Raw genomic sequence first — 22952 nt, 5'->3', positions numbered from 1 at the left:
TTATGTCTAATCATAGAGACACATCCCTTGACTTAATGAGAGGAACAGCAATCATTATGATGATTGTATTCCATTTTATCTATGATCTAAACACTTTTGGTTTTACAGAAATTCCTTTATTTACGCATTGGCTAGGTATAGCCTGGCGATGCTTGATAGTTTTTTTATTTTTGAGCGCGGTTGGAATTAGCTTAGTCATTGCTCACAGCAAAGGCATTCAATACAAAAAATTCCTCAGACGACTCTCCTATCTTGGAATGGCTGCTCTCATCGTATCATTTGGGACCTTCATTATGTTTCCTGATGGATGGGTTTATTTTGGCATTCTTCATTTGATTTGGGTTTCATCTTTAATCGCTTTAGCATTTGTAAACCAGCCTAAAACCTCACTTTTGATAGCCATATTAATTCTGATTGGCATAATTTTTGATCAACCCAATCTTGGTTTTCTTTCAAATATTTTTGAGTCATTTTTACCTAATGGAAGTGTTGATTACTACCCATTGTTTCCATGGCTATCCTTTGTATTTATCGGAATATTTCTTGGTCATCACCCTTTTTATCAAAAGGTATTTACTTTTCGTTCAAGATTGCTTGAATTAATGGGCAAGCATGCATTATTCATCTACCTATCGCATCAAATAGTTTTATTTGGTATAGTTGCTTTTGTTTACTTTTTGCTTAACTAATAAGCCAAGAGTTTTTTCTTTTTGCTTTGAACAGATTTAGTAAGCTTGGATGATACTGCTATAGGCTCTTTGTTAGCATATGACTCATGATTTTTGGCAACAAGATCTAAATCGTAAAGGTAATTCACCATCACTCCCCAAGAGTCGTCTTTAGCTATTTGATTACTATTTGCAGCTGCATGGATTTTATAGATTGAAGCACCGTTTCCTAAATGAAAATGCGCAACGTGATTAATTGCATCACCACTTTTATTTTTAATTTGAGTCAGATAATGATAAGTAAGTCTGATTAAGGTTGACTGATCAACCTCTTCTTTATTGCAGCAATCGCTTATATCTTTGGAGATGCTATCTGAAAACTCTGCATCTTTTGAGGTATTCATCTTAAGAGCCCATTTCCTAAGTCCTGGAACTGGAGATAGGGTGACAAACTGCTTTATTTCTTTAAACTCCTGCTGAATTTCAGATACCACTTGTTTTATGAGGAAGCTACCAAAAGAAACTCCCTTTAGAGCCATTTGGCAATTAGAGATGGAATAAAAAACAGCTGTATTTGCCTTATGTGGGTTAATAGGTTCAACAGATAAATCCAGAATTGGCATAATAGAATCCGGAACATCGTTCATTAATGCAACCTCGATAAAAATAAGTGGCTCATCCGGCAATGCTGGGTGAAAAAAAGCATAAAGACGCCTATCGGCAGCAGCTACTCTATTCTGAAGATCTTGCCAGTCAGATATATCATGAACAGCCTCATACTCCATTATTTTTTCAAGAACATTTGCACTGGTAGACCAATCAATACGCTCCAATCTTAAAAATCCACGATTAAACCAGGACTTAAATAAGTGTACAAAATCAAAATCTAGCGACTTTAATTCAGGAGAATCCTTAATACATTTTAATAAAGATTCTCTCATTTTTAATAAAGACGAGGTTCCATTAGGAGCTTGATTGAGCCTTCTGAGTAATTCTTGACTCTTTGGTTCTATTAACTTATGCAGCTTTCTTAATTGCCCTTCATCGTTATAGTCTAGATCCTTTAACGCTTTTTTTAATGATGTGCGATTAACACTGAACTGTTTAAGTAATTCTATAAAAAATGTTTTCTTTTGATCATTTGAGAGACTTTCAAATCCCTCTAGAATAGACTTTGCAAGTGAAAAAAGAGTCGCCTCACCATTTTTGCTTACAAGCTGATTACAAAGACTGATTAAATTCTCTGAATTTAGGCTCTTTTTACTTGGACTTCCAATACCTAAACGCTGGATAACTGTATTTAAAAAGTTTTGATGCTGGTTCATATTTGCCCCATTACTAATGGAGCAATAATTGTACAAGATTTTTTATTCAATTGCGCTAAAACGAAAAACGTTGACTGCAATGTAATCATTATAGGCTGTTCCTGACTGCAGCCAATTTTTGGCTTTAACAGCTGAAATTTGAGGATTCAATTTTTCATCAAGTTTAAGATAAAGGCCATACTTAAATACATAATCACTTTCAGTCAAAATTGATATTTCACCATTCGTAACCATAATACTTTTCTGAGGCATACCTTCAGGTTGTGATGAAAATGACTCCTCCCCATATTCAAGCATTAATTCTAATAATCTTTTTTCAAAATATTCCCTACTTAGGGGGCTATGAACATAATAATTTGAAAGCAAATCCTCTGCCTCAAAATCTAAATACTCTTTCAATTCCTCGACGGAACTAAAAGTTTCATCCTCTATCCAAAAAATAACAAAGGCGCCACTAGAGTTTCCAAGATCAAGGAACTCATCTTTATCCATCACTAGAGCTGAGCCATCAAGAATAGACTGTAAAAAATCCTGGTCTAATTTATTAATTTCAGTTTTAAAAGTTGCAAGATTCATATTTTTATCTTGTTTGAAAAAGAAGAGATTTAACTGATTGATAATTAGTAGCAATTCTTCTTAACAACTGTTCACCAACATCATTGTTTATTTTCCCAGACTCTAATTCTTTTACTTTTTGTGCGTACATTTGCTTAAGCGTATTTGATGTAGCTAAGATCTCATATACTGTTGGCGCTCTTCTATCTTTCCAGTCATCAGTAAGCAAAAAAGGATAGTCTGGATCAAAGTTAATTAATTTTTCATCTTTAAGTTGCTTCATTATTTTGTTAATGAAATAAATAATTGGGGAAGCCTTTCTGGAAGTTTTTGAAGATTATCAATCACCATAAATCTATTTTTTCCAAAAATTCTAGACACATACTGATCAGCATAAGGATCTAAGCTAATGCAAAAAGTAATAATCCCATGACTCCTTAACTCTTCAACAGCTTTTTTTGCATCCATTCGAAGATGCTGAGGATCATCAACGTCGATATCTGATGGTTCTCCATCCGTCAAAACTAGCAATATTTTTTTGGCTGAAGACTGCGTCAACAAATCTATTCCGGCATGTCTCATTGCTGCGCCCATTCGAGTTGAAAGCCCTCCCTTTATTCCTGCAAGTCTACCCTTCACTTCATCATTAAAACTATAGTGAAATGGCTTAAATCGATAGTACTGGACATCATGCCTCGAATCTGAAGCAAAGCCAGTTATTGTAAGCTTGTCTCCAATTTTATCGATTGCCCAGGATAAGAGAGAGGTAGCCTCTTTCATCAACTGTAAGATCGTTTTATCACTTCCTACAACCATGTCATTTGTCGATTCCGATAAATCCATGAGAAGGTTTACTGAAACATCTCGTATATGTTGAACTTTTTTTATATAAATCCTATCAGAAGGAGTTGAGCCAGACCTTATGTCAGCAAGCGCCGAAACGCAAGAATCTATATCAAGCTCACTACCCTCCTGTTGCTTCTTTAATTTAACCAAACCTTGAGGCTGCATTTGATCAATCGCATTTTTGAGTTGATTAGCAATTGGCTTATGCTCTTTCAAGATTTTATTAATTGTCTCAAAGTTGCCTTTTTTTAGCCTTCTTTCGTATAAAGTTGCCCAATTTGGACGATACAACTGTAACTGATAGTCCCACTCATTGTAGTGAAAAGGCTCACTTACTGGCTCCTTGCCTTCGATTTCATTAAGACTAACTCCATCAAGCTCATCAGGAAAATACTCAGTCTCAAGAGTCCAAATTTCTTGGGCATCATCACCAGCTGTCTCAACATCTAATTCGTTATACATTTCCATAATATTAGCTTTTCGTCGAATCTGTCTTTGGCTTGCAGGAACATAGTCATTGCCTTCAGAAATCCAATCAAGCTCCTCATAGTCCCAAATATATCGATTATCATCTCTATATGGAATTGGAGCAGCTACAAGAGCCGAAGCACTAATTTTTACATCTGTTTCAGATTTGATTAACTCATAATATTGCATACCCAGGTCAAAACTCATTTCAGATGAATCACTAGACTCTAACATCTTTTCATTAAATAGCTTTAAAAACTCCAAATTGAATGGCTGTTTAGCTCTATATTTTTTGTCAAGTGCTGCTCTAGAAAAATCGACTAGATCAGATATGAATGGATTTAATTCTTTGAGATCGTCATCTTCTGGATGAAGTGCAATCCATATTTTCTTCATGCCAGGGAACTTTTTAATTGTATTGAGTTCGACCCTTAGGTCTTCAATAAGAGAAACGCAGGCAACCTCAAGGGGGTTTAATGTATCTCCCTTAAAAGCAGATTCTGTCTCCATTATATGGGCTGCTGCATGAGAGCAGACAGCTCTGTAGCAATCAATACCTGAAACAATTTTTCCTGAAGCATGTTTATAGTCATCATAGGCATCAGGTATATGCATAACGCCATACTCTATATACGGCTTTAAACCTTTTTTTGTTTCATAATCACCTGCAGTAGGGCGAAGAAAAAAATCACGGTTATAAAATGCCCTAAGATAGAACTGCAATTTTCTTTGATTATCAATAAATAAGGTGCCTCGCCTTTCTTGTTCAATAATTTGTAAAGACTCAGCACTGCTCAATTCAAAGTAGGCAATCTGCGCTTTGAAGTCACGGTTAAATGTTTCAGCGCCATATAATACCCATCGCCTTAAACCACCTAGGGTGAGCTTGCTAGTCAATAAATCGATATTATTGAGCATTGGTCTCATTCCTCTTGGTGCAAGAGCAATCATTCTTTCCAATAATCTAAGATAACCTTTTAATAAGTCAAAATCACTCATTCGCCTAGCGACATTAGGAAGACTAGAAATCATTAAGACTATTACTGCTGCAGAAGTTTGTGATGACATCTTCATTATTGAGAAGATAATTTCACCAATTATTGATTCACCAACTTCCTTTACAACCATTGGTGTTTCCTCAAGGAAGGAAATCACCATATCTTCTCCTTTCCCCATTGCATGAAGAGCGCCAGCTCCATCTAAATAGACCTTAAGGCCATTCGGCGTCATAACCTTTGAAGCCTCTAAAAAGCTCCCGTTGAGAGCATCATGAAGAACATCGGAAGGATTTTTAAATTTATCCTCAAAGTCCGAAAGTTGAACAGAACTCATAATAAGTTTTACTCAAAGAATGTATCTATTGCAGCATTTAAAGTATCAACAATATCCAAATCATCAGTGATTGGATTCACCATGGCAATCTTACAGGCTGATTTTTCACTTACTTTATCTGCAATAAGCTGTCCTGCATATACGCATAGTCTAGTTGAAATACCCTCATCAAGACCATGACCCACAAGGTTTCTAGCCCGTTGAGCTATCTGAACTAACTTTAATGCTATTTCTTCATCAACGCCAGACTCTTTAGTGATAATGTGTGCTTCGGTTTTCTCATCAGGATGCTGGAAATTAAATCCACAAAATCTCTGTTTGGTTGACTGTTTAAGATCCTTCATCAAATTTTGATAACCTGGATTGTATGAAATGACGAGCTGAAAATCTGGATGGGCGTCAATTAACTCACCTTTTTTATCAAGAGGAAGGGTTCTTCGATAATCTGTCAAAGGGTGAATTACAACTGTAGTATCTTGCCTAGCCTCAACCACTTCGTCTAAATAACATATGCCGCCATATCGAGCTGCCATAGCTAAAGGTCCATCTTGCCAAATTGTTCCATCCTTATCGAGCAAGAATCGACCTACTAGGTCACTTGCGGACATATCCTCATTACAAGCGACAGTAATTAATGGCTTATCTAACTTGTAGGCCATGTACTCAACAAAACGAGATTTTCCACAACCTGTGGGTCCTTTTAACATTACTGGCATGCGATTCATGTAAGCTGCCGTGTACATATCAATTTCATCTTCTTGTGGCTGATAGAAAGGCTCTTCAGCAATTTTGTATTGATCTAATTCATTCATTTTTTATTCCTTCAGAAAAAAAACCCCTGCTTAGAGACAGGGGTTTATCCAATCAAGCTAACATGATTTTACTTGATTATTTAAATCCTTTGCCTCTGTAAATAACCATTGATGCGCCTTGAGACTGTGCATAGTTATCGTATCCTATTAAACGGACATGATTATCAGGATTTGCGTCATGACAAGCCTTACATTCAGCCAAAATGGTATCAACATCTGTTTCACCAAACATTGGAAGCTTCCACATATACCAATAATTTCCAGTTGCATTTTCAACTTCTGTATGCTCTACTCCTGGGTTGTATCCTTGGTCAACAATGTACTGAACCTGCTCACGAATTTGCTTATCAGTCATTGCAGGTAAGTAAGAAAAAGTTTCAAACTTTCTGCTAGCATTGTCACTCAGTCGTGATGGATAATCTTGAACTTTACTCATAGTCTTTTCCTTTTTTTAATATTAATTTACGATTCGCTAGATTATTTATGCTGAATATCTAATTTGTCTACCGTATCAAACTCAAATTTAATCTCTTTCCAAGTCTCCATTGCTACCTTGAGTTCTGGTGAGTGTTTCGCAGCACTCGTAAGAATGTCCTTTGATTCTTTTTCTAATTCGCGCCCAGCATTTCGTGCCTCTACACATGCTTCAACTGCAACCCTATTCGCAGCTGCACCAGCCGCATTGCCCCATGGGTGGCCAAGCGTTCCGCCTCCAAACTGAAGAACAGAGTTATCACCAAAAATATTCACAAGTGCCGGCATATGCCAAACATGGATACCACCTGATGCGACCGGTAACATTCCTGGCATTGAGCCAAAATCTTGATCGAAGAAAATTCCACGCGAACGATCCTCTTTAATAAAACTATCACGCATACAATCGATCCATCCAAGTGTAGAATCACGGTCACCCTCAAGCTTTCCTACAACAGTTCCAGAGTGCATGTGATCACCGCCAGAAAGTCGCAAACATTTTGCTAAAACTCTGAAGTGGATACCATGGTTAGGATTTCTATCAACAACTGCATGCATTGCTCTATGAATGTGAAGCAATAAGCCGTTATCACGACACCAATTGGCAAGACCAGTATTTGCAGTAAAACCAGCTGTAAAGAAATCATGCATAATAATTGGAGTGCCTAGCTCCTTTGCATACTCCGCACGCTTATACATCTCTTCTGGAGTAGGTGCAGTAACATTTAGATAATGTCCTTTACGCTCTCCAGTTTCTTTTTCAGCTCTCTCAATAGCATCCTGAACAAAACCGAAACGATCTCTCCAGCGCATAAATGGCTGAGAATTAACATTTTCATCGTCTTTGGTAAAGTCTAAACCTCCTCTAAGACCCTCATAGCAAGCTCTTCCATAATTCTTAGCTGATAAACCCAGTTTTGGCTTTATTGTGCAGCCCAATAAAGGTCGACCATATTTATTCATCTTGTCTCTTTCAACCTCAATTCCATTAGGAGGGCCACCACAAGTCATAACATATGCTATTGGAAAACGAATATCCTCTAATCTCAATGCTCTAAGAGCTTTAAAACCAAACACATTACCAACAAGAGAAGTTAGAACATTTACAATTGAACCTTCCTCGAATAAATCAATTGGGTAGGCAATAAATGCATAGATTGCATCGTCCGAACCAGGAACATCTTCAATTCTGTATGCCCTTCCCTTGTAATGATCAAGATCAGTTAGCAAATCAGTCCAGACTGTTGTCCAAGTTCCTGTTGAGGATTCAGCAGCTACTGCAGCGGCCACTTCTTCTCTAGGTACGCCTGGCTGTGGAGTTATTTTAAAACATGCAAGAATATCGGTATCAACTGGCTCGTATTCAGGCATCCAGTATGTGTCTCTATATTCCTTAACTCCAGCGTCATATCCTTTCTTGGCCATTGGTAATTCCCCTTATTATTTGTCTAAAATGAAGTCATTATAGTTGTTGATAAAAATAATGTAAAATAATATTTATTTATATAATCATTAGTTTTAATTATGATTAATTACACGCTTAAACAGCTTTATAGTTTTGAATCCGTAATAAGGCTTGGAGGCTTTACTAGCGCAAGTAAAGAGCTCCATATCACTCAGCCTGCTGTTTATATGCAAGTCCAACAATTACAGGAAAATATTGGTGCGAAGTTATTTCATATTAATGGAAAGAAAATAAGCCCTACTTTTTTAGGTAAGAAAATATATCAAACTGCAATAGAAACCATAAATACTCTTGAAAACTCCAGGCTTGAAATAAATGAAATACTTAATCCTGACTCTGGTCATCTTCAAATAGCTGTTGCTACTACTGCCAATTCTTTTATCAGCACATTACTCTCGAAATTTAAAAAAGAATTTCCTAAAATGACTTTTTATATTGATGTAACTAATCGGCATGCACTTCTTGATAATTTAAAAAATAATAATGCTGATTTAGTAATTATGGGTGAGCCGCCTAAAGATATCCCATTAATATCGAAAGCCTTTATGGAGAATCCATTGATTGCTATTGCTCATCCTCAAAATGATTTACTTAACAAGAAAAAGGTAACTATTAAGGACCTTTCCAAAGAAACTTTGCTAACTAGAGAGATTGGATCAGGAACTCGAATTACTATTGAGAGGTTTACTGGATTGAATTTTAATTCCGAAATTCAAATTAACTCCAATGAAGCAATTGTAGAGGCTGTACAAGCTGGATTAGGAATAGGATTTGTTTCAATGCATTCAGTAAGTCTTCAGCTCAAAAACAAAATCATTAAACAGCTTAATGTTGAGCCATTCCCAATTATTAGAAAATGGCATATAGTGCATCATGCTGATGCAGAACTATCCCCAATTGCTAGAAGATTTAAACAGTTCATTATCGACAACACCTAGGCTTATGTATATCTATAGCTTAGCTTCGATATTCAGCATTTATCTTTACATATTCATACGAAAGATCAGTTGTCCAGACGCTTTCATTCGTTTTAAAGCCACCTAAATCAATCCGAATTGTGATTTCAGGTTTTTCCATTTCACGACTTCCAGCTTCCTCAGAATATTGGTCACTAATTTCTCCTGATGAGATAATCTGAACTTCATTCAGAGAAATGTTAATATTTTCAAAAGATATTCCCTTTACTCTAGCGCGTCCAACTGCAGCAAGTATTCTTCCCCAATTAGCATCACTGGCAAATAAAGCTGTTTTTACTAGTGGTGAATGGGCAACTGTATAAGCCACCTCTAAACAGTCTTCATTTGACTCTAGTCCACTGACGCTTACTTCAACAAATTTTGTTGATCCCTCTCCATCCTTCACAATCTTGTGAGCAAGATTTCTAGTTAACTCATTCAAAGCTTTTTGAAACTCTTCTTTACATTGAGAATAAAGAATGCCAGATTGATTCGTAGCGCTAAGTGTACATGCATCATTTGTTGAGGTATCGCCATCCACTGTAATACGATTAAATGACTGATTAACTGAAATATCAAGGCATTGCTGCAATTCATCTTGAGAAGCCCCAATATCAGTAACTATAAAACTAAGCATGGTTGCCATGTTCGGCCTAATCATTCCAGATCCTTTTGCAACTCCGGAGAGATTAACTGCAACACCATCGACATTAAATGAGACTGAATAATACTTTTCTACTAGGTCTGTAGTTAAGATACCTTTTGCAACATTACCTAATCCTTCTTTTGTAAGAGAATTAACGAGTTTATTTGCACTTTTTTCAATAGACTCAACAGGAAGCAATTGACCAATTACTCCAGTTGAGAATGGCAAAACCTGTTCAGGTTTGATGCTGAGCTCTTCAGCTATAATTTCGCAGGATTTATAGCTATCTTCCAGACCTTTTTTACCAGTACCAGCATTGGCATTACCGCTGTTAATTAAAAGGGCTTTTATATTAGAATTTAGGTGGTTTTTGGCAACTAAAACAGGAGCAGCACAAAAGATATTTTGAGTAAAAACTGCAGCAGTATTAGTGCCATCAATTAGTGAAATTAGAGATAAATCTAATGAATTATTATTCTTTATTCCCGAAGAAACAGAAGAGCATTTAACGCCATTCACACAAAGTAAATCAATGCTCATAAGTAATTAAAAAGAATAAGTTCTAAAAAATATTTTACCTAATTCGAATAAGATCTATTCTTTTTTAACAAGTCAGGTCTTGAGTATTAATATTTTTCACTGTCCAGTCGAATAAAGAACAGCATAATAATCGCTCCTAAAAATACCATTATTAGAGCAGGAATAGCTGCCCTATCATAAAGTCCTTCTGAGCTCAATTCAAAAACCCTAATGGCTAGAGTATCCCATCCAAAAGGCCTTAATAGGTAGGTTGCAGGTAGCTCCTTCATCACATCTACAGCTACCAACAAGCCTCCAGCTAATATTCCAGGCGTCATCATTGGAAGGTATATTTCCTTGATTAAACGCATTCTTGATGATCCTAAAAGTCTAGCACTCTGTTCAAAAACAGGCTTAATCTGCTCACTGGAGGCGCTGGTTGAGTTATAGGCAATTGCCATAAATCTAGAAATGTATGCAAATAGAAGTAATGCCACTGACCCAAAAAGAATATGATTAATTGATGAACCCCCAAAATGAATGCTCACTAATGAAATATTTTGCACACCATACAAAAGTCCAACAGCCATGACTGATCCCGGTAATGCATAACCTAATGTCGAAAACCTTATAAGAAGCTGCAATGCTTTACTTTCGTCCTTCCGACGACTTGGCAAGGCTAGCATTGTAGCTACAGCAACAGTTAAGATTGTCGCACTCACAGTCAAAATCCCTGTAGAAGAAAGATAATTAAGGTAGAACTGACTAATTTCTTCGCCATATTTTTCAATACTCCAAATAATAAGTTGGAGCATAGGCATTGCAAAAGACAGCATAAATACACCAAAAACGAATAAAAAAGTAATCCAGCCTAAAATTCCTTCTGCACTATAGGGTCTGATATGGGATACATCTGATGAGTAATATTTAGCTTTACCTCGGGCTTTTTTTTCAAAATAAATAAGAAAAAATGCAATTAAAACGAGTATTGATGCTAGTTGTGCAGCAACTTCTATAGAGCGAAAGTCTCCCCATGCTGAATAAATTGCTGTTGTGAAAGTTGAGTAGTTAAAAAGTGAGACTACTCCAAAATCTGCCAATGTCTCCATAAGAGTAACAAGTAAACCAGCGGCAATAGCTGGTCTTGCGAGAGGTACAGAAATCTTCCAAAAAACCAGAAAAGGTTTTGCACCAAGCATTTTTCCAGCCTCAATCATCTGAATCTTTTGTCGCTTAAATGAGGCTCTTGCCATCATGTAAACGTAAGGATAAAAAACCAATACAAATGTTAATATAATTGCCCAACTCCCAGCTCTGATATCAAATCCAGATATTCCAGTAAAATCCCTAAGCCAGACCTGGGCGTAGCCTGAATAGTCAAAAACCCCAAGATAAACAAAAGCTAGAACATAAGCGGGTATTGCAAAGGGCAAGAATAGTGCCCACTCTAACCATCTTCTTCCTGGAAACTCAACCATGACAACTAAATATGCCAGAACGGTTCCTAGAATACTTACCCCTAAGCCAACACCTAGAAGCAATATAAAAGTTGATACAATGAGTTCAGGTAATAAATTTTCAAGAAAATGCCCCCATAGCTCAGTTCCTGGAAAAAACCAAGCTGAACAAACAACAATGATTGGGAACGAAACAGATAGTGCTAGAAGGCCCATTAAAAAATTAGAATTATTTTGCTTACTATTCATTGGGCTTTGATTGCATTACCTACATAATTATTTATAGCCTTCTCTCTGCATGAGTGAAACCGAATCAGCCTGATTTTTTCCAGCAAAAGAAAGATTCATTTTATCCTGATTAAAATCTCCCCATAAGGCAATCAAATTATCTGCTTTAATTTTTTGAGTTGCTGGATACTCTTTATTTAAGCCAACATAGATTTTTTGAGCTTCAATTGAAGATAAAAACTCAAGTAATCTTATTGCGTCATCTGGATTCTTTGAATGTTTTGTGACTCCAGCTCCTGAAACATTAACATGCGTTCCAGTAGTATTTTGATTAGCCCAAAAGAGTTTAAGGGGAGCGTTCGGATCCTCTGCTTGCAGTCTTCCAAAATAGTAGCTATTTACAATTCCCACATCACACTGGCCCGCTAGGATTGAAGTCATTATATGAACATCTTCAGCGTGAGGAGTGGCAGCAAGGTTATCAACCCAGCCCCTCACTACATCAGTTGTTTTTTCCATTCCATCATGATGGATTAGTGAGGATACAAGAGACTTTGTATATACTTTCTTACTTGTTCTCAAACAAAGTTTGCCTTTCCATTTTTTATTTGCTAAATCTTGATAAGTTGATAACTCACTTGGATTAACTCTTTCAGTGCTATAGATTATTGTCCTTGCTCTAACCGATAAGCCACTCCAAAGACCTTCAGGATCTCGAAGATGCTCAGGAATATTATTTTTAATGATTTCACTACTTACTGGTTGAAATAAATTTTGAGATGCGGCATACCAAAGATTTCCAGCATCAACTGTCATAAATAAATCAGCCTTGGTTTTTTTGCCTTCCAATTTAATGCGCTCTATTAACGCACCCCCCTTTCCAGTAAGGTACTTTACTTTTATTCCAGTTTTCGCAGTAAATGCATCAAATAAAGGCTTAATTAAGTGTTCTTTCCTTGTGCTATACACTGTCAGAATATCATTACTTGCCGCTTGCACTGCTGCTGAAAAAGATGTTGATAAAATTGATATTACTATTATCGAAAAGATTGATACTTTTTTGTTCACTTGATACTCCACAGGATTAAGTCAAAAGTTATTTATTTAACTCTTGAGGCAAATATTAAGACCCAATAATTAAGTTTTTAAGTTTGTGCGCATTTTCAGACTGGTCTTTAAGTCCAAATTTAATGTCTTGATTTTTTTCTGACACTATACAACTACCACCAATATTATCCCATACTGCAAGAACCGCGCCAAAGTTACAGTCGTAATGTTTTGGATTGATTGAATGATGCAATTGATGCTGTGCGGGAGAAACTAGAATCTTTTCTAGCCAACTCCAATAACTAAGATTGACATGTGAATGCCTTAAATTTGATCCTAATGAATGAAATATTACAACAAAGGCACTTGAACCAAAAATTTCAATAAGTGACACACTTTCTGCAAAGAAAAAGAAACAAACGCCAAGGCATAATGAGTGAACAATGACCGCTCTAAGACTAAAAAGAATTGCCTCAATTGGATGAGTCCTAAGAACAGTCAATGGAGTTAGATTAGTAGCAGAATGATGAGCCTTGTGAAACCGCCATAATATTGGAACCCGGTGCATTAAACGGTGCAAAAAATACCTTGAGAAATCATCAAGAATAAAAAGAACAGTGGTGAATATTATCATTACCATCCAAACCGGTATAGATGATGAGGGTCTAGAAAATATGAAATGCATATTCTCAAAAATAAATACTGTAAGCGCCAGTTGACCAATTAGTATTGGCGCTAGTATTTTTATAAAAAACTGGTTAATGACCATTAGTTTATAGTCAGCTAATGCAGACTTTGATAGCCAGACCTGAGTACTAAAAAAACCACTGACAATTTCTGTCAGTGGTTTTTTATTAATTACTCTGAGCCAGATTACTGCTATGAAAGCAGCGCTTATTAAATACCCTATAAATAAGCGTTTCTCTGGATTAATAAAGTTAGCAAAAAAATCAGTCATTCTCCGCGCTAGATTTTGCCCCCAGAGAGTTAACTAAATCAGACAAACCTGCAGTTTGATCATTTGACCTGGCAACTACTCCAAATTCATCAACCATGAGGTTTTGTACTTTCAACATATGGACCATATACCCGCCCCATGTCTCTGAATCACTCTGAATATACTCACCGTTTGAGTCTATTCCAGTAACTTGCGTGCTACCTAAAAGAAGAGGACTATAACCAATCAAACGATTTAGCTTAACTGAGGTTGCACCCATGTCTTTTCCACCAACCTGAAGAGCTAAAGCAAAACCTTTTAGCTCGCCCCAATGTTTAGAATAGTTTCGCCATTCTTTAGATACGTCGCCACCAGATTCTAGAATCGCTTCAATTTTCATCATGTCTTTGTATGTTGAGCCTGCATACTTAAATACGGCCTCAGCGATAACTTTTTCCCAGTTGGTTTTAATTGTTTGAGCATAACCTTTTAACTCATCGCGCTCGGAGTCACTCAAAGCACGTCCATTGACTGAAGTTATGAGGTCTCTTCCATCCATGTACGCTCCAACAATATCATGGAGGTAAGTTGTTTTTCCACCCTTGTCAAATGAAGATGCATAGTAAGCATGTCCAAAAGCCATTTCGTTATAAAGATCTACCTTGCCATCATAGTTGTAGTCAGCTACAGCTGCGTCTTTTTGCTTTGCAATATCATAGACATTTTGAGCAGTAAGAGTTAATGTGTGTGCAGGAGCTCCAAAGTAACCAAACGCTTCATCCCAAACATGCTCTTTACCCGTGTATGCTGCACCATCCTTATAAGGCTTGTTGTTTGGTTTATTGTCAGCTTCAAGTTTTTCATCAAGATAATTATCTACTGCTTGATTATAAGTCACAGCTCCCATCAAGAACTTAGAAACTAGTTGAGTATAATCCATAGCGTGCGAAGGATCATAGCCACCCTCAGATTCTGCAGCTTTTTCAAACATAAATGCAACTACTTCAGGCCCAGTCATACTTCCAACCCATCCAGGAACTAGACCTTTGTAAGTTTTACCACTTAAGTTTTTATTAGAAAGTTCTCCAATAGTAGATTGCTTAATGACAAAATCGCCTTTTGTAGCAGGAGCAATAATAGCCCTGCTTGCATCATCACCTGAGAAGTAACTCTGCATAGCACTCATATCACCTTTTGAAATAAGTTTTTTGAGTGAACTCTCAAGAGCATGTCTTGCCATTTGCCCCTTATAAGAAACAGACGTTGTTGAACTACCCGAGTAATCTTTAAGTGTAATTGGAAAATCAGCATATACATTTGACCTAGCAAATGCAGATGTTGAAATTAAAATTGCCGATCCAAGGACGACAGTTAGAGGAACCGCTTTGGCGGTCAATCGCTTATTAAACATTGCTTATTCCTTAAAAAGTTATAGTTTAAATTTTCTCTTATTGCAAATGATAATGACTATCATTTGCGTATGATACCTATTTTCATTTAATAAGCAACTTCTTTTTATTAATTATTCCTACTTTATCTGCGAATACTTCTGCTTCAGTTTCGTCATGAGTGACTAGGATTGATGTAACACCAGCATTTTTTAGAATCTCCCTGACTTGTTTGACAAGTTGATCTCTATTAGATTTATCTAAACTTGAAAATGGCTCATCAAGTAATAATAACTTTGGAGAGGTCGCAAGCGACCTAGCGAGTGAAACTCGTTGTTGTTCACCTCCAGATAACTGATGAGGATATTTTTTTTCAATACCACTAAGACTAATCAAGTCTAAAAGGTTTTTTACCTTTTCTATCCTTTCTTTTTTAGAAAGTTGATTGATTCCAAAACTGATGTTTTCAAAAACTGTCATGTGCGGAAAGAGAGCATAATCTTGAAACACCATTCCAATTTCTCTTAGTTCTGGTTTAACTGAATGAGCACCACCATCACTTAAATTATTTCCATCAAGCGCAACAGATCCTAGATGTGCCCTTTCAAGTCCAGCAATAAAACGAAGAGCTGAACTCTTTCCACTTCCGCTATCACCCAATAAAGCAAAAATATCACCGCTCTCTAGATTCAGATTGAATCCATCTAGGACATGATTATCTTCAAATGAAATTTTTAAATCGCTGACAGTTAACAATTGTAAATACAAATAATAATGATTCGCATTATTATATAAGATAAGGTTTTAAATGGAAACCCTTATTTGAAAATTAGAGTTATTGAATAATTGGTAATTCCTCTGCAGCCCTAATGCTTAGCCACTTAGGACCATCTTCTGTGATGACTATATTTTCCTCATGAACCATTTCCTTTCCTGGCAGGAATGCCATACCTGGCTCTAGGGTCAAAACAACTCCTGGCTCAAGAACAGTATTGTCACTCGCAGTATTAGACGGCCATTCAGTTAATTGCATGCCTAAACCATGCCCAAGTCTGCCAACCGTATTACCAAGCGCTCCTCCCTTTTGAAGAACTTTATTCATGGCATTAAATATATCTGAAGTTGTATTTCCAACCTGTGCAGCTTTAAATCCTGCCTCCGTCGCCTCATAGGTTACTCTGTATGCTTTCTTCGCTTTTTCACTGATTGAACCGAAAGCATAGTTTCTATCAAAGTCACAGTAATAGCTATCAAAAACCGAGCCAGTGTCGATTATGAATAGATCGCCCTCTTCTATGATCTTGTCTGTTGGACCCATAATGATTGAGCCGTAGCCCTCTTGACCAGATCCAGAGACAATATAGGGTGAGTCATCCACACCAAGCTTCAACAGGTGCTGCTTAAAACGTCGACAGTTCTCTTGTTCACTCTCACCTGCTCTGAGAAAACCTTCCAAATCAATAAATCCTTGGGAGGTAATCTGACATATGTGCCTAATCTTCTCTATTTCAGCTTCAGATTTAATGAATCGAACGCGGCGCATAATTTTATTTGCATCTTTGATTTCTATTCCAGGAAGGTTATTGATAAGAGTCTCATAATCCTCCAGAGGCATTCTTAGAGTGCTCTCGAGAGTTTTTGGAACGCCTAACGACTTGTGATTTACCATTAGTAATTTGATGGTTGAAAGCAAAATGCTTACTCCATCATCTTCTGGGTTTGGAGAGGTCCACGTCTGAATATCATCAATCCACGTCGCCCTCATCCCAGATTCTCCGATTGTGGGAATAATGGCTTTTGGCTTTCCTGAACTAGGTATCAGAACATACCAAGGCCTGGTAGGACTCTGAAAAAATTGAGATTTAAAGCCAGTGTAGTATTCAATATCAACTTGTGTAGTTAATAAGATAGCATCCATTTTTGCCTCAAACATCAATTTCTGAATGCTTTCAAGCCTATTCTCATACTCATTGACTGTAAAGCCTCTCTTTGGAATATTCATTTTCTCTCCTTACTTATCAAAGACCATTCAAAACCTGTTCAGATGATTTACCTACTAATTGCTCGTACATCTCTTCATCAGTATCACCCTCAGTTCCAAAGAACAAGACCTTTGAATTCTCATTAATCATGAGTTTAGATTTAAGGCTAGCATCATTACAAGCAATTAAAAATCCTGCCAGGCCTGTAATAGCTGACTCGCCCGCTACAATTGGTGTTTCTCGGTTGGCAAGAAGTTGCATTGCTTTTGGAATTGATTCGTCAGTAATCGACATAAAGTGAGGGACATGACTTTCAAGAATTGACCATGCTAGAACTGAAACCTCACCGCAGGCAAGGCCAGCCATAATTGTATCTAAGTCGCCATGAACTGCTGTTGGCTCTCCATTGGCAGCGCTTTGAAACAAACAGTCAGCGTTAACAGGCTCCACAACAACGAATATGGGAGGACACTCCAGACTCTCCTGCAGAAAAGACACCATCGCAGCTGGAAATCCTCCAACACCGCCCTGTAAGAAAACATGTGTTGGGATATCACTCATTTGCTTCATAGCCTCATCCACCATCACGGTATAGCCCTGCATTACATCTTTGGGTATGTCTGTATAGCCCTCGTAGGAAGTATCAGAAACCACAGTGTAACCATTTGAGTCAGCTACCTCAGCAGCAATTCTAACGGAGTCATCATAGTTTCCTTTGATTCTATTAACAACAGCACCATACTTTGCAATTGCTTTCTCTCTGCCTGGACTTACATTTCGGTGAATATAAATCTCACAATTGCATCCAAATTGCTGGGCTCCCCATGCCACTGATCTTCCATGATTGCCGTCAGTTGCACAACAAACAGTAAGCTCTGAAGTTTTATTTCTGTATGTTCCTTTAATCAAGTCAGACGAATTGGCATTAATACCTTCCTCTTTGAGTTTCTGAATTAATAGATTCGCAACGGCATATGCACCACCAAGCGCTTTAAAACTTTTCAGAGTGAAGCGAGGGTTTTCATCTTTATAGAAGATTGATGCAACGCCAGTCCCTTCAGCCATATCATCAAAGGAATGAAGAGGTGTTGGTTTGTAATTATCCCAAGAGGTAATTTCTTTATTTGCTAACTTAAAGCCCTCTAAGCTTAATATGTCCTGATGCTCGTAATGCGCACCTGACTGAACTTTAGGATTCAGAATATGAGAGAATGATAAAGCGAAGTCACTGTAACTGTTTGGCATAATTTTTCCTTTAAATAGGCAGGAGAATTAAAAGTCTTATTCCCCAGCAGAATTTTTTTGTATTAGTTGTCTCTTTTCTATAGTAATTGAAGCTAGTGCAACCATTATGACACCAATACCTTGAATTATAGTGATTGTATCTAGATATGCAATAAAACCGAAAATTAAAACAAGTAAAGGCTCAGTATAACCAATATTTGCAGTCCTAACAGGACCATATTTCTTTACAGAAATATGATAAAACATCATGCCAATTGCAAAGAGTGTTCCAGAAATAAAACAAAGCAATAACGCTTCTTTTTGTGGCCAATAAAAACCCGTTTCACTTAAAAACAAAATTAAGAAACTAAGCGCAGGGATAAGCGTTGTAAATTTAACAATCTCCCAGTTCCTGAGGCTACCCATTTTTGGTGTAATAATTAAGATTAAAGAGTAAGACAATGCAGAGAGTAACGCCAAAATAATTCCAATAGCCATGGTATAAAATCCCTCATCACTCTGAGAGATTGCAGCAATCCCAGCTATTGCTATTAAAAACATCAGGATTGTAGTCAAATCAAGAGACCTTTTCTTTGTTATCGAAACAATTAAGTAAGTTAGCAGAGGATAAGTAAACAAAACGACGCTCGCAAGTCCAACCGACATATATTTAACTGCCTCAACATAGAGCCAGGACTGCACAGCAAAAAGTAATGAAAGCAAAAAAATCCAAAGACCTAACCTTTGTTGTTTAATTTTTTTAAATGAAAATAAACTTTTAGTTACAAATAGGGAACTACAGAAAGTTGTTCCAAAACGAATAAATAAAAAGAGAAAAACACTCACCTCAAAAGAATAGATTAATGGAATCATGCTTACATTTAAAGCATAAAAAAGAGATGATAAAAGTGCAAATCGAACTAAGAACATTTGTGAATTAAATGTTAATCATTAAGGAATTTGATTTTATAAGATAATTTTCTAGTTAATTTAGTTCATTTCACCTCAAATTAGGGATTTTTTTTCCACTTTTTAGATACTTTAGGATATCATTGCCGCTTCATTTTATTTAAAGGAGAAAAAATGAATTTCGATCAAAATTTGATTGCCCCAGCACTCGGCGTTTTAGGCCTATTGATAGTAGTAATTATCTATCAATGGATTACTAAACAGGATGGTGGAAGTGGCGCTGTTAAAAAAATTGGTGAACAAATTCATATTGGCGCGATAGTATTCATGAAGCGTGAATATAAAATGCTTAGTATTTTTGCATTAGTGTTGCTCGTTCTACTTTATATCTTTCTTGGTGCAGCTAGTGCCTTATGTTTCGTTGTGGGTGCTTTAACTTCAGCTACAGCGGGTTATATAGGTATGAATACTGCCACTATTGCAAACGTCAGGACTGCTCAGGCTGCTCATGAAAGTGGAAGCTCTGCTGCTCTAACAGTTGCTTTCTTTGGTGGCTCAGTCATGGGCCTTTCAGTTGCAGCGCTTGGACTCCTAGGTCTTGGCGGCCTTTATTACTTTTTTGGCGCTGAACATTCTGAAGCTCTCCATGGTTTTGCGATGGGTGGCTCAGTCGTAGCTCTCTTCTCTCGTGTTGGTGGAGGCATCTTCACAAAGAGTGCTGATGTTGGTGCTGACCTTGTTGGAAAAATTGAAGCAGGTATTCCTGAAGATGACCCACGTAATCCTGCCGTTATTGCAGATAACGTTGGAGATAATGTTGGTGATATTGCTGGAATGGGTTCAGACATTTTCGAATCATACTGTGGATCAATGATTGCTACAATTGCGATTGCTTCAACTCTTTCTGCAATGGCTTTAGATATGCTGGGTGGTAACAGAAGTGAGCTTATGTTTCTTCCACTAGCTCTTGCATCGCTTGGTCTTGTTTGCTCGATCATTGGAATCATATTTGTTAAGCTTTCTTCAAACAAATCTCCTGAGTCAGCATTAAGAATGGGTACGATTGGTTCAGCTGTCTTATTTATTGTGACTTCATACTTTTTGATTAGCTCTCTGGACGTTTCAAATAATATCTGGGCTGCTGTTCTTATGGGAAGTATTGGTGGAATTATTATTGGTCTAGTCACTGAGTACTATACTGCTGGAAAGCCTATCAGAGATATCGCAGAAGCAGGACAAACTGGCTCTGCTACAGTTATGATTAAAGGCCTCTCAGTTGGCATGCAATCTGTTGTAATACCAGTCTTGATGATTTGTTTAATCATTTATATCTCGAACCTTTTTGTTGGTTTGTATGGTGTTGGTATTGCGGCAATTGGTATGCTTGCTACAGTGGGCATGACAATGGCAATTGATGCCTATGGACCAATTGCTGACAATGCTGGTGGTATTGCAGAAATGGCTGGCCTTGGTGAGGACACAAGAAATATTACTGACTCACTAGATGAACTTGGAAATACAACTGCAGCAATTGGAAAGGGATTTGCTATTGGTGCTGCTGCACTTGCTGCTCTCGCCATTATTACTGCATATACAGAAACTGTTGCTGCCAACTCTTCAGATTTCTTACTTCAACTTAACAGTGCTGAAGTATTAATTGGTTTATTTATTGGCGGAACTATTCCATTTTTAATTGCATCTCTTACGATGACAGCGGTCGGTGATGCTGCTTTTGAGATGATTGAAGAAGTCAGAAGACAGTTTAAAGAAATCAAAGGTCTTCTAGATGGAAAAGCTGAGCCTGATACAGCTAAGTGTGTTGATATTGCAACTACTGCTGCACTTAAAAAAATGATTCTTCCAGGAGTTATTGCTGTCGCAGCTCCAGTTCTGGTTGGCTTTTTAATTAGCCCAGAGGCTCTTGGTGGTATGCTTGGTGGCGCTCTTTTAGGGTGCGTACTTATGGCGCTTATGATGGCTAATGCTGGTGGTGCTTGGGATAATGCTAAAAAGCACGTTGAAAAGGGTAACTTTGGCGGTAAAGGAACCGATGTTCATGCAGCAACTGTTGTTGGAGATACTGTTGGTGACCCTTTCAAAGACACTTCTGGTCCATCTATGAATATTCTTATTAACGTAATGGCAATTGTTAGTCTTGTGATTGCCCCTCTCCTGTAAATAAGAATCAAATCTATTTCAGCCCTTCTTAATTGGAGGGCTTTAAACCCTTCTTACTGTCTCCAGAAAGCTTTATGGAATATGGCAATAATTGTTAGTACTTCCAACCTTCCAATGAGCATTGAAAAACTCAAAATCCATTTCGCAACCTCTCCCACAGAACTATAATTCTGAGCAACATCGCCAAGGCCTGGGCCTAAATTGTTCATTGTGGCTGCTGTAGCTGAGTATGCAGTAACTTGGTCAAGCCCTGCAAACATTAAAAGCATCAGTATGAGGAAAAAAGATATTGCATAAAGTGAGAAGAATCCAAGAACTGAAACTAAAGCCTTTTCGTTAATACTAGATTTATTTAGTTTAACGCTGACCTGAGCGTTAGGTCTGATGAATTTATGAATTTCTTTCATGCCAAGCCTAAACATGACTAAGATTCGAACAACCTTAATACCCCCTCCTGTTGAACCTACACAGGCCCCAATAAAACTCATCATAATTAGGAATACTGGAATTGCAGCTGGCCAACTACTATAGTTTTGGGAAGTAAAACCAGTAGTTGTAGCAATAGAGATTGTTTGAAATAGACTGTGTCTTACTGTCTCATTTGCAGATTCATACTGGCCATTTAAAGAGAGCGCTGTAATTACTATAATTGAAGAACAAATCAGAACCATAGCGTAGGTTTTAAATTCTGAGTCTTTAATGTAGTCAACCAATGAACGATTATTCCATGCTACAAAATGAAGTGAAAAATTAATACCTGCCAGAAACATAAAAATCATAGCAATTGTTTCAATTGTTGCAGAATTAAAATAACCAATAGAACCATCATGAGTAGAAAATCCGCCTATTGCAACAGTAGAGAAACTATGACTAACCGCATCAAAAATTGACATGCCCGATAAAAAATATCCAACAGCGCATAACACTGTTAATGACAGGTATATTTTCCAGAGGGCTATTGCGGTGTTTCTTAGTTTAGGCGTCAGTCTGTCTTTAGCAATTCCACTCGATTCAGCATGGTAGAGCTCCATACCACCAACCCCCAAAAGAGGCAGGACTGCAACTGCAAGAACAATAATTCCCATTCCACCAAGCCACTGAAGTTGTTGCCTGTAGAAAAGGATACTTTTTGGCAATTCATCAAGCTGATTCAAAACAGTTGCTCCTGTAGTGGTCAAACCTGACATTGACTCAAAGAATGCTTCAGAAAAAGAGAGGCTGCTAATTGAATCGGTAATTAAGAATGGAAGCGTTCCAAAGAGCGACAAAACGATCCAAAAGCAAACTACGATGAGAACACCCTCTCTGAGTCTAAACTCTTTTTTAACCTCTTTAAAAGGCCACCAAAGAATTAAACCCCCTAAAACAGTTAAGGCAAATGAATAGACAAAGGATAGATACTCACCTTCCGAGTATATCAAGTCGACAATTAGAGGTGGGATCTGTGCAAAGCTAAAAACCATAAGAAGAAGGCCAATGGTTTTTGCAACAATACTTAACTGCATTTAAATTTCTACCTTGATTGAAGGGCTAATT

Annotated in this window: 20 protein-coding genes; 3 read left to right on the top strand and 17 right to left on the bottom strand. The window is 37.3% G+C overall.

The features are described from left to right. Positions 1-2 precede the first annotated feature (2 nt). Complete coding sequence (locus ACMAZA_RS02885; RefSeq protein ID WP_435189870.1) at positions 3-689, top strand: heparan-alpha-glucosaminide N-acetyltransferase; 687 nt, start codon at positions 3-5, stop codon at positions 687-689. On the opposite strand, the gene ACMAZA_RS02880 is transcribed toward ACMAZA_RS02885, so the two are convergent. The 7 genes from ACMAZA_RS02880 to ACMAZA_RS02850 form a co-directional block, all read right to left on the bottom strand. Further along, positions 686-1993 (bottom strand): malonyl-CoA decarboxylase domain-containing protein, encoded by a 1308-nt coding sequence (locus ACMAZA_RS02880; RefSeq protein ID WP_435189868.1) that lies wholly within the window; start codon positions 1991-1993, stop codon positions 686-688. The two genes, ACMAZA_RS02885 and ACMAZA_RS02880, sit on opposite strands and share 4 nt — an antisense overlap. Positions 1994-2035: 42 nt before the next feature. Continuing rightward, a complete protein-coding gene (locus tag ACMAZA_RS02875; protein WP_435189866.1) occupies positions 2036-2569 on the bottom strand; it encodes a hypothetical protein in 534 nt (177 codons plus the stop codon). 4 nt (positions 2570-2573) lie between these two features. After that, the gene (locus tag ACMAZA_RS02870; protein WP_435189865.1) at positions 2574-2831 is read right to left on the bottom strand and encodes a hypothetical protein; all 258 of its coding nucleotides are present in this window, start codon (positions 2829-2831) and stop codon (positions 2574-2576) included. Continuing rightward, positions 2831-5194, bottom strand: a complete 2364-nt coding sequence (locus ACMAZA_RS02865) for a nitric oxide reductase activation protein NorD (protein ID WP_435189863.1) — start codon at positions 5192-5194, stop codon at positions 2831-2833. The genes ACMAZA_RS02870 and ACMAZA_RS02865 overlap by 1 nt, the downstream gene beginning before the upstream one ends. Before the next feature lie 8 nt (positions 5195-5202). Continuing rightward, complete coding sequence (locus ACMAZA_RS02860) at positions 5203-6006, bottom strand: CbbQ/NirQ/NorQ/GpvN family protein (RefSeq protein WP_435189861.1); 804 nt, start codon at positions 6004-6006, stop codon at positions 5203-5205. A 76-nt stretch (positions 6007-6082) separates the two neighbouring features. After that, positions 6083-6442: a ribulose bisphosphate carboxylase small subunit gene (locus tag ACMAZA_RS02855; protein ID WP_435189860.1), complete on the bottom strand. Its 360-nt coding sequence runs from the start codon at positions 6440-6442 to the stop codon at positions 6083-6085. A 41-nt stretch (positions 6443-6483) separates the two neighbouring features. Continuing rightward, on the bottom strand, positions 6484-7905 hold the full coding sequence (locus ACMAZA_RS02850) for a form I ribulose bisphosphate carboxylase large subunit (protein ID WP_435189858.1): 1422 nt from the start codon (positions 7903-7905) through the stop codon (positions 6484-6486). Between the two features lie 99 nt (positions 7906-8004). On the opposite strand from ACMAZA_RS02850, the gene ACMAZA_RS02845 reads away from it, so the two are divergent. After that, positions 8005-8883, top strand: coding sequence for a LysR family transcriptional regulator (locus tag ACMAZA_RS02845; protein WP_435189856.1), 879 nt, complete (start codon positions 8005-8007; stop codon positions 8881-8883). A 19-nt stretch (positions 8884-8902) separates the two neighbouring features. Here ACMAZA_RS02845 and argJ read toward each other — a convergent pair whose 3' ends face one another. From argJ to ACMAZA_RS02800, 9 genes are all read right to left on the bottom strand, one after another. Then, a complete protein-coding gene (argJ, locus tag ACMAZA_RS02840) occupies positions 8903-10087 on the bottom strand; it encodes a bifunctional glutamate N-acetyltransferase/amino-acid acetyltransferase ArgJ (protein WP_435189854.1) in 1185 nt (394 codons plus the stop codon). Positions 10088-10173: 86 nt separating this feature from the next. Next, positions 10174-11772: an ABC transporter permease gene (locus ACMAZA_RS02835; protein ID WP_435189853.1), complete on the bottom strand. Its 1599-nt coding sequence runs from the start codon at positions 11770-11772 to the stop codon at positions 10174-10176. A gap of 27 nt (positions 11773-11799) precedes the next feature. Then, positions 11800-12819 (bottom strand): extracellular solute-binding protein, encoded by a 1020-nt coding sequence (locus tag ACMAZA_RS02830; protein WP_435189851.1) that lies wholly within the window; start codon positions 12817-12819, stop codon positions 11800-11802. 55 nt (positions 12820-12874) lie between these two features. Further along, the gene (locus ACMAZA_RS02825) at positions 12875-13756 is read right to left on the bottom strand and encodes a sterol desaturase family protein (protein ID WP_435189849.1); all 882 of its coding nucleotides are present in this window, start codon (positions 13754-13756) and stop codon (positions 12875-12877) included. Next, a complete protein-coding gene (locus ACMAZA_RS02820; RefSeq protein ID WP_435189847.1) occupies positions 13749-15146 on the bottom strand; it encodes a DUF4856 domain-containing protein in 1398 nt (465 codons plus the stop codon). The genes ACMAZA_RS02825 and ACMAZA_RS02820 overlap by 8 nt, the downstream gene beginning before the upstream one ends. A gap of 82 nt (positions 15147-15228) precedes the next feature. Then, positions 15229-15879 (bottom strand): ABC transporter ATP-binding protein, encoded by a 651-nt coding sequence (locus ACMAZA_RS02815; protein ID WP_435189845.1) that lies wholly within the window; start codon positions 15877-15879, stop codon positions 15229-15231. Between the two features lie 79 nt (positions 15880-15958). Further along, positions 15959-17125: a M24 family metallopeptidase gene (locus ACMAZA_RS02810; protein ID WP_435189843.1), complete on the bottom strand. Its 1167-nt coding sequence runs from the start codon at positions 17123-17125 to the stop codon at positions 15959-15961. Positions 17126-17141: 16 nt separating this feature from the next. After that, positions 17142-18350: a diaminopropionate ammonia-lyase gene (locus ACMAZA_RS02805; protein ID WP_435189841.1), complete on the bottom strand. Its 1209-nt coding sequence runs from the start codon at positions 18348-18350 to the stop codon at positions 17142-17144. A 36-nt stretch (positions 18351-18386) separates the two neighbouring features. Continuing rightward, complete coding sequence (locus ACMAZA_RS02800) at positions 18387-19259, bottom strand: DMT family transporter (RefSeq protein ID WP_435189839.1); 873 nt, start codon at positions 19257-19259, stop codon at positions 18387-18389. A gap of 153 nt (positions 19260-19412) precedes the next feature. Between ACMAZA_RS02800 and ACMAZA_RS02795 the strand changes: the two genes are divergently transcribed. Further along, positions 19413-21416: a sodium-translocating pyrophosphatase gene (locus tag ACMAZA_RS02795; RefSeq protein ID WP_435189837.1), complete on the top strand. Its 2004-nt coding sequence runs from the start codon at positions 19413-19415 to the stop codon at positions 21414-21416. A gap of 53 nt (positions 21417-21469) precedes the next feature. Here ACMAZA_RS02795 and ACMAZA_RS02790 read toward each other — a convergent pair whose 3' ends face one another. Further along, positions 21470-22921 (bottom strand): TrkH family potassium uptake protein, encoded by a 1452-nt coding sequence (locus tag ACMAZA_RS02790; RefSeq protein ID WP_435189835.1) that lies wholly within the window; start codon positions 22919-22921, stop codon positions 21470-21472. Between the last annotated feature and the right edge of the window lie 31 nt (positions 22922-22952).

Origin of the sequence: Pseudothioglobus sp. nBUS_23, assembly GCF_051201565.1 — a bacterium.
Taxonomy (GTDB): domain Bacteria; phylum Pseudomonadota; class Gammaproteobacteria; order PS1; family Pseudothioglobaceae; genus Pseudothioglobus.
The sequence above is the reverse complement of the archived record's forward strand: the minus strand, read 5'-3'. Positions and strand labels throughout refer to the sequence as shown.

Coding starts and splice junctions, on each gene's coding strand:
- ACMAZA_RS02800 (WP_435189839.1), bottom strand. CDS start 19,259: ATGTTCTTAGTTCGATTTGCACTTTTATCATCTCTTTTTTATGCTTTA.
- ACMAZA_RS02865 (WP_435189863.1), bottom strand. CDS start 5,194: ATGAGTTCTGTTCAACTTTCGGACTTTGAGGATAAATTTAAAAATCCT.
- ACMAZA_RS02860 (WP_435189861.1), bottom strand. CDS start 6,006: ATGAATGAATTAGATCAATACAAAATTGCTGAAGAGCCTTTCTATCAG.
- ACMAZA_RS02875 (WP_435189866.1), bottom strand. CDS start 2,569: ATGAATCTTGCAACTTTTAAAACTGAAATTAATAAATTAGACCAGGAT.
- ACMAZA_RS02885 (WP_435189870.1), top strand. CDS start 3: ATGTCTAATCATAGAGACACATCCCTTGACTTAATGAGAGGAACAGCA.
- ACMAZA_RS02795 (WP_435189837.1), top strand. CDS start 19,413: ATGAATTTCGATCAAAATTTGATTGCCCCAGCACTCGGCGTTTTAGGC.
- ACMAZA_RS02855 (WP_435189860.1), bottom strand. CDS start 6,442: ATGAGTAAAGTTCAAGATTATCCATCACGACTGAGTGACAATGCTAGC.
- ACMAZA_RS02835 (WP_435189853.1), bottom strand. CDS start 11,772: ATGAATAGTAAGCAAAATAATTCTAATTTTTTAATGGGCCTTCTAGCA.
- ACMAZA_RS02845 (WP_435189856.1), top strand. CDS start 8,005: ATGATTAATTACACGCTTAAACAGCTTTATAGTTTTGAATCCGTAATA.
- ACMAZA_RS02850 (WP_435189858.1), bottom strand. CDS start 7,905: ATGGCCAAGAAAGGATATGACGCTGGAGTTAAGGAATATAGAGACACA.
- ACMAZA_RS02790 (WP_435189835.1), bottom strand. CDS start 22,921: ATGCAGTTAAGTATTGTTGCAAAAACCATTGGCCTTCTTCTTATGGTT.
- argJ (WP_435189854.1), bottom strand. CDS start 10,087: ATGAGCATTGATTTACTTTGTGTGAATGGCGTTAAATGCTCTTCTGTT.
- ACMAZA_RS02825 (WP_435189849.1), bottom strand. CDS start 13,756: ATGACTGATTTTTTTGCTAACTTTATTAATCCAGAGAAACGCTTATTT.
- ACMAZA_RS02880 (WP_435189868.1), bottom strand. CDS start 1,993: ATGAACCAGCATCAAAACTTTTTAAATACAGTTATCCAGCGTTTAGGT.
- ACMAZA_RS02805 (WP_435189841.1), bottom strand. CDS start 18,350: ATGCCAAACAGTTACAGTGACTTCGCTTTATCATTCTCTCATATTCTG.
- ACMAZA_RS02820 (WP_435189847.1), bottom strand. CDS start 15,146: ATGTTTAATAAGCGATTGACCGCCAAAGCGGTTCCTCTAACTGTCGTC.
- ACMAZA_RS02810 (WP_435189843.1), bottom strand. CDS start 17,125: ATGAATATTCCAAAGAGAGGCTTTACAGTCAATGAGTATGAGAATAGG.
- ACMAZA_RS02870 (WP_435189865.1), bottom strand. CDS start 2,831: ATGAAGCAACTTAAAGATGAAAAATTAATTAACTTTGATCCAGACTAT.